At 35.2% G+C, this 21422-nt stretch carries 15 protein-coding genes; 11 read left to right on the plus strand and 4 right to left on the minus strand.

Features of this window, described 5'->3' with window-relative positions:
- Positions 1-36 precede the first annotated feature (36 nt).
- From A6I66_RS09910 to A6I66_RS09920, 3 genes are read left to right on the plus strand one after another with little or no spacing between them, the layout of a single operon-like run.
- Positions 37-2064 (plus strand): ATP-binding protein, encoded by a 2028-nt coding sequence (locus A6I66_RS09910; RefSeq protein WP_067148584.1) that lies wholly within the window; start codon positions 37-39, stop codon positions 2062-2064.
- Position 2065: 1 nt separating this feature from the next.
- Positions 2066-2689 (plus strand): response regulator, encoded by a 624-nt coding sequence (locus tag A6I66_RS09915; protein ID WP_067148587.1) that lies wholly within the window; start codon positions 2066-2068, stop codon positions 2687-2689.
- A gap of 33 nt (positions 2690-2722) precedes the next feature.
- Positions 2723-4132, plus strand: a complete 1410-nt coding sequence (locus A6I66_RS09920) for a T9SS type A sorting domain-containing protein (protein ID WP_067148589.1) — start codon at positions 2723-2725, stop codon at positions 4130-4132.
- A gap of 99 nt (positions 4133-4231) precedes the next feature.
- Here the strand turns inward: A6I66_RS09920 and A6I66_RS09925 are convergent, their stop codons facing one another.
- The 3 genes from A6I66_RS09925 to pflB all read right to left on the minus strand — a co-directional run bounded on the left by A6I66_RS09925 (position 4232) and on the right by pflB (position 8124).
- Complete coding sequence (locus A6I66_RS09925; protein WP_067148592.1) at positions 4232-5014, minus strand: formate/nitrite transporter family protein; 783 nt, start codon at positions 5012-5014, stop codon at positions 4232-4234.
- A gap of 34 nt (positions 5015-5048) precedes the next feature.
- Entirely contained in the window at positions 5049-5801 is a 753-nt protein-coding gene (pflA, locus tag A6I66_RS09930) for a pyruvate formate-lyase-activating protein (RefSeq protein WP_157614177.1), read from the minus strand.
- Between the two features lie 97 nt (positions 5802-5898).
- Positions 5899-8124, minus strand: coding sequence for a formate C-acetyltransferase (gene pflB, locus A6I66_RS09935; protein ID WP_067148595.1), 2226 nt, complete (start codon positions 8122-8124; stop codon positions 5899-5901).
- Between the two features lie 436 nt (positions 8125-8560).
- Here pflB and A6I66_RS09940 point away from each other — a divergent pair, with 436 nt between their 5' ends.
- From A6I66_RS09940 to A6I66_RS09975, 8 genes are all read left to right on the plus strand, one after another.
- On the plus strand, positions 8561-10336 hold the full coding sequence (locus tag A6I66_RS09940) for an AMP-dependent synthetase/ligase (RefSeq protein WP_067148598.1): 1776 nt from the start codon (positions 8561-8563) through the stop codon (positions 10334-10336).
- A gap of 96 nt (positions 10337-10432) precedes the next feature.
- Positions 10433-12013 (plus strand): serine hydrolase, encoded by a 1581-nt coding sequence (locus A6I66_RS09945; RefSeq protein ID WP_067148601.1) that lies wholly within the window; start codon positions 10433-10435, stop codon positions 12011-12013.
- A gap of 158 nt (positions 12014-12171) precedes the next feature.
- Complete coding sequence (locus tag A6I66_RS09950; protein WP_067148604.1) at positions 12172-12606, plus strand: MarR family winged helix-turn-helix transcriptional regulator; 435 nt, start codon at positions 12172-12174, stop codon at positions 12604-12606.
- Positions 12607-12625: 19 nt separating this feature from the next.
- Entirely contained in the window at positions 12626-15034 is a 2409-nt protein-coding gene (locus A6I66_RS09955) for a 3-hydroxyacyl-CoA dehydrogenase/enoyl-CoA hydratase family protein (RefSeq protein WP_067148607.1), read from the plus strand.
- Between the two features lie 141 nt (positions 15035-15175).
- Positions 15176-16366 (plus strand): acetyl-CoA C-acyltransferase, encoded by a 1191-nt coding sequence (locus tag A6I66_RS09960; RefSeq protein ID WP_067148610.1) that lies wholly within the window; start codon positions 15176-15178, stop codon positions 16364-16366.
- A 122-nt stretch (positions 16367-16488) separates the two neighbouring features.
- Positions 16489-18291, plus strand: coding sequence for an acyl-CoA dehydrogenase family protein (locus A6I66_RS09965; RefSeq protein ID WP_067148613.1), 1803 nt, complete (start codon positions 16489-16491; stop codon positions 18289-18291).
- 276 nt (positions 18292-18567) lie between these two features.
- Positions 18568-20214, plus strand: coding sequence for a M1 family metallopeptidase (locus tag A6I66_RS09970; RefSeq protein WP_067148616.1), 1647 nt, complete (start codon positions 18568-18570; stop codon positions 20212-20214).
- A 3-nt stretch (positions 20215-20217) separates the two neighbouring features.
- Complete coding sequence (locus A6I66_RS09975) at positions 20218-20784, plus strand: YdeI/OmpD-associated family protein (protein WP_067148619.1); 567 nt, start codon at positions 20218-20220, stop codon at positions 20782-20784.
- Positions 20785-20902: 118 nt separating this feature from the next.
- Here A6I66_RS09975 and A6I66_RS09980 read toward each other — a convergent pair whose 3' ends face one another.
- Positions 20903-21313: a DUF4293 domain-containing protein gene (locus tag A6I66_RS09980; RefSeq protein WP_067148622.1), complete on the minus strand. Its 411-nt coding sequence runs from the start codon at positions 21311-21313 to the stop codon at positions 20903-20905.
- Positions 21314-21422: the final 109 nt, after the last annotated feature.

A 21422-nucleotide genomic window follows, 5' to 3' on the forward strand; every position in this document is an offset into this window, starting at 1 on the left:
TGTAGATGGAACATTCCTACAGCGAAAATACCCCTAATGAAAAAAACGTTTTTAATTATTTCACTTCTACTATATGGTTTTAGTCATGCACAAAACGATATTGACAAACGTCATGCGGATGCCTTAAAAAAACAAATAGATCTAGAAGTAAACAAACCAAAAAAACTACAATTACTAGATAGTCTAGCAACCTTTGTTTGGAAAAAAAAAGTATTACCTTATGATTCTATCTCTAGAATTGCCATAGACTTTGCTGTAGAAATCGACTCTTTTAACAGTGCTGCCTATAACACAACAAACCTCATTAATTATTACAATAATTATTTAGGAAAACCGAAAGAAGGTTTAGCAGTCTTTACAAAATATTTTAACATTTTTAAAGGTCAAATAAGTGACCAAAATATGGCCTGTTTATTTATAGATTCAGGTGACAGTTACTATTTTATTAAAGAAAAAGATTCTGCCTTGCTGCAATATGATAAAGCTATTGAATATGCTAAAAAAGCTAATAACGAAAGACTCTTAGCTACTGCTAAATTATACCAAGGTTACGCCTATACCGATGAAGGTGATTTTGTAAATGCTTCAAAAACTTTACAAGAGGTATCTAAAATTTTTATTAAACTAAAAGACACTTCTAAAATTGTTTCTGTAAAAAATTCACTTTCTATATTATACAGCTATAATGGCTTCTCAAAAGAAGGTCAACAAGAGCGACGAGAGGCGATTTCCCTGGCTGAAAAAGCTAATGACCATGCCTCTTTAACAACCTTTTATTTTAACCAAGCTTTTGACAACAAAAAAGAAGGTTTAGAAAAGGAACGTTTAAAAAACCTACACAAATCCTTAACTGCAGTAAAAAAAACCAACCGTTTCAATTACTTTAAACCTATAATATTTACAGCCTTAGCATCTGCATACGCTGAGAATGACAGTATAAAAAAAGCTAAATGGTACTTAAAAAAGGTTGAAGAAGACAAAGAAAACACAGAAGGTATTTATGAGCACCACTATTATAAAGCACTAAAAAAGATTGCTTTTGCCGAAAGAAAATATGCTGAAGCTGAACAGCTAGGTTTAAAACACCTCAAAATTGTAACATCATCCAACCAGATCGAGAACATACAACTTGCTCAGGCATTTTTAGCAAAGGTTTACGAAAAGCTAAATAAACTTGACCTAGCCTATAAATATTATAAAATCTATAAAAAATCTGAAGATTCAATACTTTCTGTTCGGAAAACAAAGGCACTAGCCTATTACCAAACACTGTATGAAACCGCCAAGCGAGATCAACAAATAACGGAACAAAATACTCAAATTGAATTATTAGATGAACAAAACAAGCGTAAACAACAAGTCCTTTGGTTTGGAGGTCTCTCTCTCATTGCTTTATTTACTATTATTTATTTATGGCGTTCCTATAAGTTTTCACAACGTAAAAGCTTACTAGAAAAGACTTTTGCACAAGATTTAATTAGAAACATTGAAACAGAACGAAAACGTATATCCAGTGAATTACACGATAGTGTCGGACAAAGTTTGTTATTGATTAAAAATAAAATTTTTCTAAATTCTGAAAACAAAACCGACACAGGTTTAGTTGATGGGGCTATTGAAGAAATTCGCACCATATCGCAACAACTTCATCCGTTTCAATTCGAGCAACTGGGACTTATAAAATCCATAAAAAATACTGTTGAAAATTTTCAACAAAACTCAGAAATTTTCTATTCGGAAAATATAGAAATCACGGAATCAAACATACCTAAGGACAGTGAAATTTTCGTTTTTAGGATGATTCAAGAATGCTTAAATAATGTAGAAAAACATTCGCAAGCAAAAGCTTGTAACATAACGATTGAAGTCCATAAAAAAATGGTATGGTTTCAAATTAAGGACAACGGAATTGGTTTTGATATCACCGAAAACAGTAAAACGCTTAATAGCCTAGGTATGAAAACCCTTAAAGAACGTGCTCAAATTATCAACGCTCAAATTCATATAGAATCAGTAAAAACTAAAGGTACAACTGTACTAATAAAAGTTCCTAAAGAAAAATAACATGCCAACTTCTATAATACTAGCCGACGACCATCCACTTCTTCTTAATGGATCCAAAGAGTTTCTAGAAAAGCTCGGTTATAACATTTTAGACACCGCAACCGATGGACAGAAAGCATATAATAAAATATTAAAACATAGACCTGACATTGCAATTTTAGATTTTGAAATGCCGACCCTAAACGGGCTAGAGGTTGCAAAAGACCTAAAACGCAACCAAATTCCTTCTAAAATAATTATTTTAACATTACACAAACAAGAAGCTTTACTTAATGAAATAGGAAAAACCATTGATGGCTATTTAACCAAAGACAGTGCTTTGGAAGAACTTGAAGAGGCTATCAATACAGTTAAAAAAGGCAAAACATTTCTTGGCTCCATTTTAAGAAAATCAGATCTTAAAAAAGATAAAAACACTTATAAACTAACTGCTTCAGAAATAAAAATCTTAAAATATTTGAATGAAAACTATACAAGCAGTCAAATCGCTGACGAACTTTTCATATCCATCCGTACTGTTGAAAAACACAGAAGTAATATTATAAAAAAATTAGGATTAGACTCTTCTAATTATAGTGCATTAATAATTTGGTTAAAAAACAATCCTGATTTTTTTAATACTTAAGTTTGTCGCTTACAAAAATGTACTTTTCAACTTATGAAAAACTTACTGACTGTCCTGCTATTTCTAACTTCAATAGGAAATTTGATTGCTCAATCTGAAAAATCAAACATTACGAAACGCTATTTCTACCATGATAAAGTTATCGCTAGAGAAAAATGGTTTGGTGATGACAGGAAAATAGACAGTCTAAAAACATACTACAAATCTGGAAAACTTGATGAATGCTTTTATTTTCATAATGGAAGATATCAAGGAAAATCATATAAATACAACCCTGCTGGAGAAAAAATAACCACTTGGGAATTTGATAACGGAGAACTTATTAGTAGAACGGACCACATCATTGAGTTTAATAAGAAAACAGAAGAAAAAGTCCTAAAAGCACATGCTACGCTTAAAGAATTGAATCTTGAAATAAAGAACGATCCTAAAAGTTTAAAATTAAGGTTTCAAAGAGCACGCATAAGAAAATATCTTGACAACAACACATTAGCTCTTAATGATTTTAAAACAGCAGAAAAGCACCTATTAAAAATTTCGGAAACCAAAAAAGTACCTGAAAAAATATTAGGAAGTCTTTACGACAATTTGGCTAATATTTATGCAGATTATGAAATGCACGACTACTGCATTCAATACAAACTAAAAGCTATAAAAGCTTCACCTAAAGAAAGTAGGCTTTACCATAATCTGGGTTCTTACCTTATAACCGTTAAATCATACCGGCTAGGCATAGTATATTTAAACAAAGCCATTGAAATAGTGCCAAACCATTCGTTCGCCAATTGGGCACTCTCGGCCGCTTATACCGATTTAGGAGAATACGATAAAGCCATGATTTGTGTAAATACCGCTTTTAAGAATGAAGCGAATTTATATAAGCGAGGTGAAAAAAACACAGAAAGAGACCTAAGAACCATTCGAGGTTTATTATATCATAAATTAGGCGATTCGGATAAAGGCATAGCCGATTTAGAAGAAGCCTTAATTATAAATAACAACAATTCTTTTGCCTATAGGAATTTAGGTGAAGTTTACTTCGACCTAGGCAATTACAATAATGCTTGTGAATTATTAACCAAAGCTAAAACACTGGGCTACGAAAAAACATTCGACCGTGATGATTTACAAGACTACCTTGATTATTCTTGTGAACACGTTGTTGATGAAAACCAAATAGCAGAAACAACATCTGAAACATTTGAAACTACAAAATTAGCCGAAAAACCATATGCTTATCCTAACCCAACAAAAGGTGAAGTAAACATTAAAAATCTGCTGTTTGAAGATTACGATTTTTTAATTTTTGATTTTTCCGGAAAACTAGTTAAACAAGGTGAAAAAAACACAGGTATTAATTTATCTGAATTACCAAGTGGTGTTTATATTATTAAAGTAATCCATAAGGATAAAAGTGAAACCTTTAGAGTTATTCGAGAATAAATCTTAAAACAAAATAACTAAAAAGGGTGTCTTTCATATATTGAAAAACACCCTTTTTTATTATAATTATTTCTGTTATTAACTGATAATTTAAAACTCTTAATTCTCTTCTTTCCCAAACAAATATCCATAAGGCATCCCTACAAATAAGGCGCCTCCAACAATATTACCTAAAGTGGCAGGAATTAAATTTTTAATAAAGAAAGTACTCCAAGTAATATCGGCACCTTCAAAAATAGATAACGGAATAAAGTACATATTGGCAATACTGTGTTCAAAGCCCATCGTTACAAAGGCCATAACAGGAATCCAAATGGCTACTATTTTTCCAATCGTGTTTTTAGCGGCTATACCTTGCCAAATTGCTAAGCACACCAACCAGTTGGCTCCGATCCCTTTTATAAAAGTCACGAGAAACGTATTGCTTGTTTTGCTTTTGGCTATTTTATGAACCATATCAATATACGGTGTATCTGCTACTAGGTGCGTTAAATAAGTTATGATATAAGCCACAAATAAAGCGCCGACAAAATTTCCTATGTACACTAATCCCCAGTTTCTTAACATGGCGTATGCACGCTGTCTTTTGGTTAAAATATTAGGAATGAAATAGGCATTATTTCCTGTAAAAAGTTCGGCGCCAACAATAACCACCAAAATAAGTCCGAGCGGGAACGCTGCGCCAAATAAAAATTTCGCAAACCCCGGATTATTAGCTGCTATTCCAGGAGAGCCACCAGATATAATAATGGCTAATAAACCTCCAAAAGCGACGTAAGCTCCTGCTAAAAATGCTAGAATTAATGTTTTACTAACTTTATAGCCTTCTTTATTCAAGGCTATTTCATTCACTATTTTTATACCTTCTTTAGGGGTGTGCATGATATAATTGATGTAATAAATTTTAAGGAGAATACTAATTCACCTTAACTTCTTTAAAATATTGATTTAAAATTTCTACAGCAGCATCGATCTCCTCCTTCGTGTTTTCACGAGCATCTTTCAACTCATACTCCCAACCTAAGGCTTCCCATTTATGGATGCCTAATTTATGATACGGCTGAATTTCTAACTTTTCAATGGTTTTATAATCCTTGAAATGTTTTCCAAGAGCATGAAGTAATTCGGGTTTGTTAGTAATACCAGGAATTAACACGTATCGCAGCCACATCGCTTTTCCTGATTCTTCACGATGTTTAGCAAAAGTTAAAGCTGTTTTCATATTACGTTGCCCGGTTAAAGCTTCGTAACCTTCTTCGGTCATGTGTTTAATATCTAACATGATTAAATCGGCATAATCGTCTAACAAAGTTTTTGCGAAGTTGTTTAAAAGTCGGCCGTTTGTATCAATATTAGTATGAATCCCCTCTTCTTTTAATCGCTTGAAAAAAGGAACAAGCGCTTTCGATTGTAATAAAGGTTCGCCCCCTGAAACGGTAACACCTCCTTTTTTTCCGAAGTAAGGCTTCACTTTTAATACCTTTTCAACCAATTCTTCAATCTCGTATGGTTGACCTCCAGAAGTTTCAATCGTATCTGGATTATGACAATACACACACTTCAATTTACAGCCTTGTAAAAAAACTACAAAACGAATGCCTGGTCCGTCATGGGTCCCAAAAGATTCAATGGAATGAACATGTAATATATGGTCTTGAGTTTTTGCCATGTTAGTTATCTTCAAATTTAAATAAAAAAATAAGCATCTGAAAAATACAGTATTTATACTTCATTTCCAGATGCTTTTTCAAAATATAAATAAAACTCTACATGGATTCGTGGAAAGAACGTGTAATCACTTCTAATTGCTGTTCTCTTGTTAATCTAACAAAGTTCACAGCATATCCAGAAACACGAATGGTTAATTGAGGATAATCCTCTGGGCGCTCCATAGCATCCATTAACATTTCTCTGTCTAAAACATTCACATTTAAGTGCTGTGCTTTTCTACTGAAATAGCCATCAATAATAGTTGCTAAATTGTCGATACGATCTGTTTCAGAAGATCCTAAGGATTTTGGCACCATTGAGAATGTGTTTGAAATACCGTCTAATGAATCTTTATAATCAATTTTAGAAACTGAATTTAAAGAAGCAATAGCACCGTTACAATCACGACCGTGCATTGGATTTGCTCCAGGAGCAAAAGCGACACCACTTGGTCTACCATCTGGCGTAGCTCCGGTTTTCTTACCGTAAGACACATTTGATGTGATGGTTAATACAGACATTGTTGGTTCTGCATCTTTATAAACTGGCAATTGTTTTAGCTCGTTATTAAAATCGGCTACAGCATTAGCAGCTAAGGTATCTACGCGGTCATCATCATTTCCGTATTTTGGAAACTCACCTTCAATTTTAAAATCAACCGTTAAACCATCTTCATTTCTTATCGGTTTTACTTTCGCATATTTAATAGCTGATAGTGAATCGGCTACAATAGACAATCCTGCAATACCATAGGCAATATTGATGCCGGGGTTAGTATCGATTAAAGCCATTTGCGCTTTTTCGTAATAGTACTTATCGTGCATGTAGTGAATAATATTCATAGAATCATTATACACACGAGCCACTTCTTTCATAGCGATTTTAAAGTTCGCCATTACAGTATCGAAATCTAAATACTCACCATCCAATTCTTTAATACCATCAACCATAGGTTTTCCAGTATTTTCACAACGTCCGCCATTAACAGCTAACAATAATGTTTTAGCTAAGTTGGTACGTGCTCCAAAAAACTGAATAGATTTCCCTAAGCTTTGGTAAGACACACAACATGCAATTCCGTAATCGTCAGATCCACGTTGTGCACGCATTAAATTATCATTTTCAAACTGAATTGAAGAAGTATCAATCGCTACTTTAGCACAATAATCTTTAAAATTTTGCGGTAACTCTTGAGACCATAAAATCGTCATATTCGGTTCAGGTGAAGGCCCTAAATTATATAAGGTATTTAAGAAACGGAACGATGTTTTAGTTACTTTCGTTCTACCATCTTCAAACATACCACCAATAGCCTCGGTTACCCAAGTAGGATCTCCTGCAAAAATTTCATCGTAAGCCGCCATTCTTAAGTGACGTACCATACGTAATTTCATAACGAACTGATCGATGTACTCTTGAGCTTGTTCTTCTGTAATTAAGCCTTCTTTTAAATCATTTTCAATATAAATATCTAAGAAGGTAGACACATTACCTAATGACATCGCAGCACCATCTTGCTCTTTTACAGCAGCTAAATAAGCCATGTAAGTCCATTGTACTGCTTCTTGAGCGTTTTGAGCTGGACGACCTAATTCCAAATCGTATTTAGCACCCAATTCAAGCATATCATTTAATGCTTTTATTTGCGATGACACTTCTTCACGTAAACGAATAACAGCTTCTGTCATTGGTCCAGTGATGTTGCTTAAGTCTTCTTTTTTAGCTTCAATTAAAGCGTTAATTCCGTAAAGGGCCACACGACGATAATCTCCTATAATTCTACCTCTAGCATAATTATCAGGTAATCCAGTTAAAAACCCTAGGGAACGGAATTTTCTAATTTCAGCATTATAAGCATCAAAAACACCATCGTTATGGGTTTTAACGTATTTAGAAAATAATTCGGTTAAATTATCATTAGGTTTTACGCCTTGTTCCTGTAAAGCTTTTTGAACCACTTTAAAACCTCCAAAAGGTTTCATAGCACGCTTTAATAACTCATCGGTTTGTAAACCAACAATAACTTCATTGTCTTTATCTATATATCCCGCTTCAAAAGCGTTTACTGAAGAAATTACTTCTGTATCAACGGCACGTACACCGTTTCTTTGTCTCTCTTCTTGGGTCGCAACTTTACAAACTTCCCATAATTTGTTAGTTTTCTCGCTTGGTCCAACTAAAAATTCATGAGTTCCATGGTACGGTGTGATGTTTTGAAATACAAAATCTCTAACATTAATGTTCTCCGTCCAAATTCCGTTTTTAAACTGTTTTACTTCCATGTGTTTTATATTAATCTTTTAAATATAATTTCGCATCCATGATGTGTATACAAAGGTATAACCTGTTCTCATCTAATAAACTGACATTTATCAGTTTCCAGTTTAAACTGAGGATTTTACCTCTCGAAAACGTTTGAAATTCAATTATTAGACTTTAATTATTTCAATGTTTTCAGTTTTTTTAAAGAGGAGTTATTTTAATTCCACCATAGACACCAGAAATCTTCAATATTTCAACCTCAACATTAAAAGATTCATAAAAGCTTTATAATTTATCTTTTTTTATTGTTAGGGTATATTTTGAACATGGAAATGCATTAATCTTATTCTAAGGCTAAAAAATTAACAAATGTTTATCTTATCTTGTAAAGTCTTATTTGATAATCTTATTTAATTTCATATTTTGCGCGATACCACACTATACTAGAAACATAAGATGACTGAAATCACTAGATTATTTGATTTTCCTTATTTTCAACTTGAAAATAAACCAACTGATTCTGCTTTAGTTACAAAATACAACGGCGAATGGGTTAAAACATCCACTCAAGAATATATTGATAAAGCCAATGCCATGAGCCGCGCTTTGTTGAAACTTGGGGTCAATAAAGATGATAAAATAGCGGTTATTTCATCTTCTAATCGAACCGAATGGAATCTAGTAGATATTGGTGTTTTACAACTTGGTGCTCAAAATGTACCTATATACCCAACGATTTCTGCTGAAGACTATGAATTTATTTTAAATCATAGCGAATCGATTTACTGTTTTGTTTCAGATGAAGAGGTTTTAGAAAAAGTTAATAAAGTTAGACATCGTACAAAATTAAAAGAGATTTATTCCTTTAATATCATCGAGGGATGTAAACACTACTCTGAATTGTTAGAGCTTGGAGCTGATACTAGTAATCAAAACGATGTTGAAACCAGAAAAGATGCTGTATCCCCTAACGATCTAGCAACGATTATTTACACCTCAGGAACCACAGGTAAACCCAAAGGTGTGATGCTTTCTCACTGGAATATTACTAGCAATGTATTAAATAGTATTCCAAGGTTACCTATAAGAGGAGAAAAAACCAAAATTTTAAGCTTTTTACCTATTTGCCATATTTTCGAACGTGTATTGATTTACATCTATCAGCATGCGGGAGCATCGATTTATTACGCCGAAAGTCTTGACAAAATTGCCGATAATGCTAAGGAAATTAAGCCTAACCTTATGAGTGTGGTCCCTAGACTTTTAGAAAAAGTTTATGACAAAATCATGGCCAAAGGCACCGAGCTTACCGGTGTTAAAAAAGCACTATTCTTTTGGGCTGTAAGCCTAGGTGAAATATGGGAGCCTTATAAACAAAATGGCGCTTGGTATGAATTTAAACTGAGTATTGCCAACAAACTTATTTTTAGTAAATGGCGTGAAGCTTTAGGAGGTGAATTGTATACGATGGTTTCTGGAAGCGCTGCACTACAGCCCCGTTTAGCCAGAATATTTTGTGCTGCTGGCATGCAAATTATGGAAGGTTACGGACTTACAGAAACATCGCCCGTGATATCGGTTGGAAAGTACGCCGATAACATGTTTAAAATTGGCACCGTTGGAAAACCTATAGCGAATACTGAAGTAAAAATTGCTGAAGATGGTGAAATCCTAATTAAAGGACCAAACGTGATGCTTGGTTACTACAAAGACCCTGAAAAAACAGCCGAAGTTATAACAGGTGATTATTTTCATACCGGAGACAAAGGGGAAATTGATAGTGAGGGCTTTTTAAAAATAACAGGGCGTAAAAAGGAAATGTTTAAAACTTCTGGTGGTAAATACGTAATTCCTACCCTACTTGAAAACGATTTAAAACAATCCCGCTTTATTGAACAAATCATGGTTATTGGCGAAGGCGAAAAAATGCCAGCAGCCCTTATTCAACCAAACTTTGAATTTATTAACGAGTGGATTGAACGCAAAAAACATCAAATTGATACGCGCGATACGACAGCCATTGCTAATTCTGAAGTCGTCATAAATCGCATTCAAAAAGAAATAGACCATTGCAACAAAAAATTTGGTAAGTGGGAACAAATTAAAACTTTCCGGTTAACTCCAGATGTGTGGTCTATAAAATCTGGACACCTTACACCTACTATGAAAATGCGTAGATCCGTGATTAAAGAAATGTACCATGATCTTATTGAAAATATTTATAGACCTTAATACCACGAATAGCTAGACTTTATTTTTTCACATTAGCAGAATTAACAGGACTAATTTTTTGTATATTTATTACATAACCCCTTAATATTAAGGATTATGAATAAAAAATTTACATTTTTAGTGCTAGTACTTTTACTTGGACTTTTGCCTCAAGTTTCCACTTCCCAGGTTTCTGATAAAGAAATTGATGCCATTGTTAAAAAATCCATGGATAACTTTACAGTAGCCGGGGCCTCCATTGCCGTTGTGAAAGATGGTAAAATTATTATTCAAAAAGGATACGGCGTAACCTCTATCGAAACCCATCAAAAGGTAGATAAAAACACCATTTTTGGCATTGCTTCAAACACAAAAGCATTTACCGCAGCAGCCCTAGCTATTCTTGTTGATGAAGGTAAACTAACATGGAATGACCCCGTAATTAAGCATATTCCAGAATTTAAAATGTATAATGCTTATGCTACAAACAACTTCAACATTATCGACCTCATCACGCATCGTAGTGGTTTAGCAGAAGGTGCTGGAGACTTGATGCTGATGCCTACAGGCTCAGATTTTACAATGAATGATGTTCTAACTAACTACCAATACTTTAAACCTGTTTCAGCTTTTAGAACAGAGGCCGCTTACAATACCGTTCTCTTTTTGGTAGCAAGGGAAATTATTACCAGAATTAGTGGTATTTCTTACGGAGCATTTATTCAGAAACGAATTTTAGAACCACTTAACATGAACAATTCCTGTTATGGCTATTCCAAAACTTTAAATAAACCCAATGTCTCAAAATTTCATATCAGCAAGGAAAACAAATTAAACATTGAAGAAACTCCTAATTGGGATAATAAAAAAGTAAAAGATGCTCTTGAATTTGACTTCGTTTACTCTAATGCCCATGATATGACGAGTTGGATGCTTCTTCATCTTAATAAAGGAAAATATGGCCCAGATTTGAAGCAGCAACTTTTTTCTGAAAAAAATCTTCAAGAAATATGGAAAATCCACACGGTAATAACTCAATCTAAAAACCCAAGATACCATTCAAATTTCTCAGGAGTTGGATTAGGCTGGGGATTAAAGGATATTAACGGTCATTTACAGGCTTCACATATAGGCGGTTTTATGGAGAATAGAATTACCTTAATTCCAGACTTGAATCTTGGTATTATGGTGCTAACAAACACCTCCTTTGATGGTTATGGCTTAATAAATGCCGTTACTCAATCCATTTTAGATAAATATTTAGGTTTAGATGAATTTGATTGGATAAAGACTTATAAAGACTGGCTAAATTTCGATAATACTGAAGCTGATGCTGTGGTCGATAAAGTATGGGCTACGATTAAAACAACCGATACCAAACATCTCGATTTAAAAAACTATATAGGTTCCTACAAGGACCCTTGGCTAGGCACCGTAGAAATCTCAAATAAAGAAAATAAACTCTGGTTTGAATCCTTACGTTCTCCGAAATTATCTGGCCCCATGTACTTCTATAAAGCAAACACCTTTGCTGTAAAATGGACCGATTTTGGTATGCCAGACACAGATGCCTTCGTCATGTTTCAATTGGATGAAGAAGGTAAAGCTATAGGTTTTAAAATGAAAGGTATTTCACCTATAACAGTCCCTAGCAACAATTACCCTGATTTAGATTTTACTAAAATGAAGGACAACTAATCTCTTTTTTTAAATGCGAGTCATTCCAATTTAAACAAGACTTATGTTTGTCCTGTAATCTTTTACTTTTTAATAAAAAATTAGCTTAAATTTCTCGCATCTTTGTTATGCGTGCATAGCAAAATTCGCTATATTTGGGAAAATGATCCAAATATAACATGAAAGACAAGACCATTGATTATATATTGAGAACGACCTGGTTAACGGTTCAAAAAATGTATAATGAGGAAGCTGCAAAAATAGACAGCACCATGGCTACAGGCTTTACTCTACTGAGTATCGATCCAGAAAAAGGAACACCATCAACGGCTTTAGGCCCTAGAATGGGCATGGAAGCAACTAGTTTATCGAGACTACTAAAATCGATGGAAACCAAAGGATTTATTGAACGAAAACCAAATCCAGAAGATGGTAGAGGCGTAATTATTACACTCACAGACTATGGACTCGAAAAGAGAGAAATCTCTAAAGACAAGGTTTTAACCTTTAATGAAGCCATCCGTAAAAATGTTTCCGAAGAACAATTAAATCATTTCTACGAAGTTGCCGAAGTCATAAATCAAATGGTGTGCAACAAAAAAATCTACAACTAAACCCAATAGCTAAACTATAATGAGCAAAAGAAGAATTAATAAGGTAGCCATAATTGGCTCTGGAATCATGGGAAGCGGTATAGCATGTCATTTCGCCAATATTGGTGTTGACGTCCTTTTGCTAGACATCGTTCCTAACGAACTTAATGCTAAAGAAAAAGCACAGGGACTAACACTTGAAAACAAATCGGTAAGAAACCGTATCGTTAACGAGGCTTTATCTGCAGCTTTAAAATCTTCTCCTTCTCCGATTTATCATAAAAGTTTTGCCAGCAGAATAACAACCGGAAATTTAGAAGATGATATTGAAAAAGTGTCTCAAGTCGATTGGATTATGGAAGTGGTCGTGGAGCGACTTGACATCAAAAAACAAGTCTTTGAAAAGCTTGAAAAACACAGAACTCCTGGAACGCTTATTACAAGTAACACCTCTGGGATTCCAATAAAATTTATGAGTGAAGGTCGTAGTGATGATTTTCAAAAGCATTTCTGCGGTACACACTTTTTTAATCCTGCGCGTTACTTAAAATTGTTCGAGATCATTCCTGGTCCTAAAACAGCAGATTCTGTAATTGACTTTTTAAATCAATATGGCGAAAAGTATTTAGGAAAAACATCTGTAATCGCAAAAGACACGCCTGCGTTTATTGGAAACCGAATCGGTATTTTCAGTATCATGAGTTTATTTCATACGGTTAAAAGTATGGACTTAACCATCGAAGAGGTTGATAAACTAACAGGTCCTGTTATAGGTAGACCAAAATCAGCTACCTTTCGTACTGTAGATGTTGTGGGCTTAGACACCCTCGTTCATGTGGCCAATGGTTTGTTTGAAAATGTACCAAATGATGAACGTCATGAGATTTTTAAAATCCCCGATTTTATAGCCTCTATGATGGAAAACAAATGGCTAGGTAGTAAAACAGGACAGGGTTTTTATAAGAAAATTAAAAATGAAGAAGGCCAGAGCGAAATTTTATCTTTAGACCTTAATAATTTAGAGTATCGAAAGAAAAAATCAGCAAAATTTGCCACTTTAGAACTCACGAAGCCAATTGAAAAAGTTATCGATAGGTTCAAAATATTAGTGAATGGGAAAGATAAAGCTGGTGAATTCTACCGTAAAACCTTTGCGACTTTATTTGCTTATGTATCACATAGAATTCCTGAAATTTCAGATAAAATTTACAAAATAGATGATGCCATGAAAGCTGGTTTCGGTTGGGAACACGGTCCTTTTCAAATCTGGGACGCTATTGGTGTTGAAAAAGGTTTAGAACTTATCAAATCTGAAGGTTCGGAGCCTGCTCCTTGGGTCAATGAAATGGTCGCTCTAGGAAACACATCTTTTTATACGGTGAAAGAAGGTGCCTCCTATTTTTATGACATACCTTCTAAAACACAACAAAAAATTCCTGGACAGGATGCTTTTATTATTCTAGATAACATCAGAAAATCTAATGAAGTATTTAAAAATTCAGGTGTAGTTGTTGAAGATTTAGGTGATGGTATTTTAAACTGTGAATTTCAGTCTAAAATGAATACCATTGGCGGCGATGTTTTAGCGGGACTTAACAAAGCAGTCGATATAGCTGAAAAAGATTTCGACGGACTCGTTATAGGAAATCAAGGAGCCAACTTTTCAGTAGGCGCTAATATCGGTATGATTTTTATGATGGCGGTAGAGCAAGAATATGACGAGCTTAATGCTGCTATAAAATATTTCCAAGATACCATGATGCGCATGCGCTATTCATCAATCCCAACAGTTTCTGCGCCTCATGGCATGTCCTTAGGTGGTGCTTGTGAACTTTCTATGCATGCCGACAAAGTTGTGGCAGCTGCCGAAACTTATATCGGACTGGTGGAATTTGGCGTGGGTGTCATCCCTGGAGGTGCAGGATCTAAAGAAATGGCCCTTCGTGCTTCAGATAGCTTTAGAAAAGGAGATGTAGAATTGAATGTATTACAGGAATATTTCCTCACTATTGGTATGGCCAAAGTAGCAACTTCGGCTTACGAAGCTTTCGATTTAGGCATTCTACAAAAAGGAAAAGATATTGTGGTAACAAATAAAGATTGTCAAATAGCGACAGCAAAAGCTCATGCCAGAATTTTGGCCGATGCAGGCTATACCAAACCCGTAAAGCGTAAAGATGTAAAAGTTCTAGGTAAGCAAGCTCTTGGTATGTTTTTAGTAGGAACGGATTCTATGGAAGCTGCGAATTTTATTAGCGAACATGATCAAAAAATCGCTAACAAACTGGCCTATGTTATGGCTGGTGGTGACTTATCAGAACCAGCTCTAGTTACCGAACAATATTTATTGGATCTAGAGCGCGAGGCTTTCCTAAGTTTATGTACCGAACGTAAAACTTTAGAACGCATTCAGCACATGCTAAAAACAGGGAAACCTCTTAGAAATTAGAAGAGCCCCCAAACCCCCAAAAGGGGAACGTAAAAACTTGTGCGTGAAAATTTGTAACCATGAAAAAATAATCAGAAATAACTAATAAAATCCTATTGACCCCTAATAGGTATTTCCCCTTCGGGGGGCTAGGGGGCTAATATGAAACAAGCATATATAGTAAAAGCATATAGAACAGCCGTTGGAAAAGCGCCGAAAGGTGTTTTCCGATTCAAACGCACCGATGAATTGGCTGCCGAAACCATTCAGCACATGATGAAAGCCTTACCTCAATTGGATAAAGATCGCATAGACGATGTTATTGTAGGTAATGCTATGCCTGAAGGTTCACAAGGTTTAAATATGGCGCGTTTAATTTCCTTAATGGGATTAAACTCTGTTGAAGTTCCTGGTGTTACGGTCAATCGTTTTTGTTCTTCTGGTATTGAAACCATTGGTATTGCAACCGCTAAAATTCAAGCTGGCATGGCTGATTGTATTATCGCCGGTGGCGCTGAAAGTATGAGCGCTGTTCCTATGACTGGCTACAAACCAGAACTGAATTACGATATCGTAAAAGCAGGTCATGAAGATTATTACTGGGGTATGGGAAATACCGCTGAAGCTGTGGCGAATCAATTTAATGTGTCTCGTGAAGACCAAGATGAATTCGCTTATCATTCACATATGAAAGCTTTAAAAGCTCAAGCTGAGAACCGTTTTCAAGATCAGATAGTGCCCATTGAAGTTAATGAAACGTATATTGATGCCAACGGCAAAAAGGCAAATAAATCATATACAGTTACTAAAGATGAAGGGCCTCGTGCCGGAACAAGTCTAGAAGCACTTGCCAAACTTCGTCCTGTTTTCGCTCAAGGCGGAAGTGTAACAGCAGGAAACTCGTCGCAGATGAGTGATGGTGCTGCTTTTGTCATGATTATGAGTGAGGACATGGTAAAAGAGCTTAACCTTGAACCTATTGCTAGATTGGTAAATTATGCCGCTGCAGGTGTCGAACCACGCATTATGGGTATCGGACCAGTAAAAGCGATACCAAAAGCACTTAAACAAGCGGGATTACAACAAAAAGATTTAGAGCTTATAGAACTTAACGAAGCCTTTGCATCGCAAGCCCTTGCTGTAATTCGTGAACTAGACCTTAACCCAGATTTGGTAAATGTTAATGGGGGCGCCATTGCTTTAGGTCATCCATTAGGTTGTACTGGTGCAAAACTTTCTGTTCAGTTATTTGACGAAATGCGCAAAAGAAATATGACAGGAAAATACGGTGCCGTCACCATGTGCGTAGGAACTGGTCAAGGCGCTTGTGGGGTTTTTGAGTTTTTGAAGTAAAGGCCCCTCCTAGCCTCCCCAAAGGGGAGTAACTATATAAAGTAGAGAATTTAAACTAAAGTATAACTAAAAACCACCCTGCATCAATTCTTCCACTTTGGAGGAGTTATAGGGAGCATATTATGGAAAAAGACATTTTACGTGGCGGACAATTTCTAGTAAAAGAGATTAACTGCGAAGACATATTCACACCAGAAGATTTTAATGAAGATCAACTCATGATGAAAGAAGCGGTTACCGAGTTTATTGACCGCGAAGTATGGCCCAAAAAAGCTCAATTTGAACAAAAAGATTATGCGCTTACCGAATCCTGTATGCGAAAAGCTGCAGACTTAGGTTTTTTAAGTATCTCTGTACCTGAAGCTTATGGAGGTATGGGCATGGGCTTTGTTGATACCATGTTAGTGTGCGACTATATATCTGGGGCCACAGGCTCTTTTAGCACGGCTTTTGGTGCCCATACTGGTATTGGAACTATGCCAATCACCCTTTACGGCACTGAAGAACAAAAGCAAAAATATGTACCTAAATTAGCCTCTGGCGAATGGTTTGGAGCCTATTGTTTAACAGAACCTAGTGCAGGAAGTGATGCTAACTCTGGAAAAACTAAAGCCGTACTTTCTGAGGATGGTAAGTCCTATAAAATTACAGGACAAAAGATGTGGATTTCTAACGCAGGATTCTGTAGCTTAATGATTGTTTTTGCACGTATCGAAGACGACAAAAATATCACAGGTTTTATCGTAGAATACAATCCCGAAAACCCGAACGGCATTACTCTAGGTGAAGAGGAACACAAACTTGGTATTCGTGCTTCTTCTACAAGACAAGTATTTTTTAATGATACCGTTGTTCCTACAGAAAACATGTTGTCCACTCGAGGAAACGGATTCAAAATTGCGATGAATGCTTTAAATGTAGGCCGTATTAAACTTGCTGCTGCTTGTTTAGATGCCCAGCGCCGTGTTATTACAGAATCTGTAAAATATGCCAACGAACGCATTCAATTTAAAGTGCCTATTTCAAGTTTTGGTGCCATGAGACAAAAAATTGCTGAAATGGCAACCAATTGTTGGGTGGGTGAAGCAGCAAGTTATAGAGCAGCAAAAGACATCGAAGATCGCATTGAACTTAGAAAAAGCAATGGCAAGGACTCTGAGCAGGAAGCCGAATTAAAAGGTGTTGAAGAATATGCTATCGAATGTTCTATTCTAAAAGTAGCTGTTTCAGAATTTATCCAAAAATGTACCGATGAGGGCATTCAGATATTTGGAGGTATGGGCTTTTCGGAAGACACCCCAATTGAATCGGCTTGGAGAGACGCAAGAATTTCCAGAATTTACGAAGGCACCAATGAAATTAACCGTATGCTTTCTATAGGTATGCTTATCAAAAAAGCTATGAAAGGCCATGTTGATGTCCTTACCCCTGCCATGGCTGTAAAAGAAGAATTAATGGGAATACCTTCTTTTGAAACACCCGATTATTCTGAGTTGTTTTCGGAAGAAAAAAATATCATCAAAAACCTTAAAAAATTATTTTTAATGGTGGCTGGTGCCACTCTTCAAAAGTACGGTGAAGAAATAGAGCACCAACAGCAACTCATGTTAGCAGCTTCCGATATTTTAATTCAAATTTATCTGGCTGAATCAGCCATTTTACGTGCCGAAAAAATGGCAAAAAAGAATGGTGAAGAAAAAGTTAAAGAACAAATTGCTATGGCAAAACTTAACTTATTTCACGCCATCGATGTGATTGAAACCGCTGGTAAGCATTCTATCATATCGTTTTCCTCTGGCGACGAACAACGTATGATGCTCATGGGACTAAAACGCTACATCAAATACGTAAACATGCCTAACATCATTGAATTAAGAAATATTATTGCTGAAAAAGTAATTAAGGAAAATAAATATTGTTTTTAAAAAAATATTCAGTATTTTTAATTTAAGACTCATCTTTACTTTTGTTATTTAACTGAAAATAAGATGACACTTATCCAGATAAGTACTTCTGAAATTTATTCCGAATTACTAATAAAAAGTAAAGATGAGTTCTTAGTGACTAACTCAAATTATAAAAACGCTTCGAAAATTCATTTCGAGGCGTTTTTTGTTTTCGGTACTATTAAACCGTATTAGTTTCAAAACACGATCTTAAACCATTAAAATTTAATAATTTTACCTTCTAATTTATTTATAATGAAACAACGTTTACCTTGGCTCATACTCTGCTTATATCTTATTTGTTTTTCCGCGGAAGCGCAACATTTATTTTCTAACAGCAAAAACTTCACACGGCAAGACACCCTTAGAGGTAGCATTACTCCCGAACGTACTTGGTGGGATTTAACATACTACCATCTGGATATTATAGTAGAGCCAAATAATAAATTCATTTCTGGAAAAAACACCATTCAATATAAGGTTTTAAAAGAAAATCAAGTTCTACAAATTGATTTACAACAACCTCTAAAAATCACGAAAGCGACTCAAAACAACAAAGAGTTACACATAAAACATGACGGTAACGCTCATTTTATTACTTTAAAAGACCAACAAAAAATAGGTAGTATACAAAATGTAGCGGTGTATTATGAAGGACAACCTAAAGCTGCAAAAAATGCACCTTGGGATGGTGGATTTTCATGGAAAAAAGACAAAAATGGTAATGATTTTATTGCGACGTCCTGCCAAGGATTGGGTGCAAGCGTTTGGTGGCCATGTAAAGATCACATGTACGATGAGGTAGACAGCATGCTCATTAGTGTAAATATTCCAAAACACCTTACGGATGTTTCTAATGGTAGGCTGCGAAGCGTAAAAGAATACGACCACACAAAAACCTATACTTGGTTTGTAAATAACCCCATTAACAATTACGGGGTTAATGTGAATATTGGCGATTATGCACACTTTTCGGAAGTTTATAATGGTCTAAAAGGAAAATTGGATATGGATTATTATGTGCTTAAAGACAACCTTGAAAAAGCCAAAGTTCATTTTAAAGATGCACCAAAAATGATGAAGGCTTTCGAACATTGGTTTGGCCCATACCCATTTTATGAAGACGGCTATAAACTTGTGGAAGTCCCTTATCTGGGTATGGAACACCAAAGCTCTGTAACCTATGGAAACCACTACCAACAAGGTTATTTAGGAAGCGATTTGTCTGGTACTGGCTGGGGTTTAAAATTTGATTTTCTTATTATTCATGAATCAGGACACGAATGGTTTGCGAATAACATTACGAATAAGGATATTGCTGATATGTGGATACATGAAAGTTTTACGGCGTACTCTGAATCTCTATTCTTAGATTATTACTACGGAAAACAAGCCGCTTCGGAATACATGATTGGAACACGAAGAAGTATCTCAAATGACAAACCCATTATTGGTGAATATCATGTAAATAATGAGGGCTCAGGAGACATGTATTATAAAGGCGCTAACATGCTACACACCCTTCGACAACTTATTGAAGACGATGAGAAATGGCGAAAAATCCTCGTTGGAATGAATAAAACCTTCTACCATCAAACGGTAACAACCCAGCAAATTGAAAACTATTTAAGTCAAAATTCTGGCATCGATCTAACGGCATTCTTTAATCAGTATTTAAGAACCATACAAATCCCTACTTTAGAATACCGTATAGACGACAGCGTCTTAAAATATCGTTGGACCAATATTGTTGAAGACTTTGATATGCCTATTCAAATTACCATAAATAACATTGAACAGTGGCTATATCCTAACTCGGAATGGAAAACTTTAAACAACGAGAAAACGATTTCCACATTTAATGTTGATGAAGATTTCTACATAAACACAAAAAATCTTTAAGTTTTGAATGAGATTCAGGAATCATACTTTGCAAGGGATACAGATTGGTTTGATTGGCTTCTTAAAAATCACAACAAAGAAAAAGGCGTCTATTTAATTTTTTACAAGCTAGAAACCAACATCCCCACAATGCGCTGGGAAGAAGCTGTAAAAGTGGCCTTATGCTTTGGTTGGATAGACTCCAAAGTACAAAGCTTAGGTGACGGTAAAAGACGTCAATATTTTTGTCCGAGAAACCCTAAAAGTAGCTGGAGCGCTATCAATAAAAAATATGTAAACGAACTCATTGAGACTAGCTTAATGCAGGAATCTGGATATAAAGCTATTGAAATAGCTAAAGAGTCGGGAGCTTGGACAGCTATGGACGATGTTGAAAAAGGCGTTATTCCAATAGAACTTCAAGATGCATTCAATAATAATCCACAGGCCTATAAAAATTATAAGAACTTCGCTAAAGGTTATCAAAAATCGTATTTATTTTATCTCGAAAGTGCTAAACGTGAAGCCACCAAACAGAAAAGGATAGTTGAAATTATAAATCTTTGTGAGGCTAATAAAAAGATGCGTTAGCTTTAGGCTTTAGGAAATTTAAAAAATCTGATTAAAGCCTATGAAATAAAATATATCGCAAAAAAAACCCAAGATCTTCACCTTGGGTTCACGCACTAATATTACTAAGATGTTAGGTTTATCGTAATCGATCTACAGATTTTACAAGATCTTCATCCTTCTTGATGGCCTTATTGGCTAAAGCCAAAAATACGATAGAAACAATAGGGAGAAGCATCCCAATACCTTTCTCAGAAACCGCCGTTTCTCCAGATACATTTAGAGATAAATACACAAAAAATCCTAATAAAAAAAAGTTTAATATGATGTTAAGACGTCCCAACATAAACTGAGACTTCCTATTTTTGTAACGCAAGATAGAGGTTATAGAAAAAAGCGCTGAGGTTAAAAACATAAAGTAAATGTATGTAGTGTCATCGGCGTAAACTTTTACCCCATCGACAGTTTCCCATAGGTTAAAGGCAAAAATTAGTCCGCCAGAAACTCCAGCTGCTAACAATAAATATATGGTTTGTATACGTTGTAACATGTGCTTTTTCTACTCTGAAAGGCAAAAATAAAAGAATTAATGCAATAAAATAAAATAAAGTTGTATAATTGCATTAATAATTCTCAACAGTCGCAAATACAAGCGATTA

Source organism: Pseudotamlana agarivorans, from assembly GCF_001642835.1.
Lineage (GTDB): Bacteria > Bacteroidota > Bacteroidia > Flavobacteriales > Flavobacteriaceae > Pseudotamlana > Pseudotamlana agarivorans.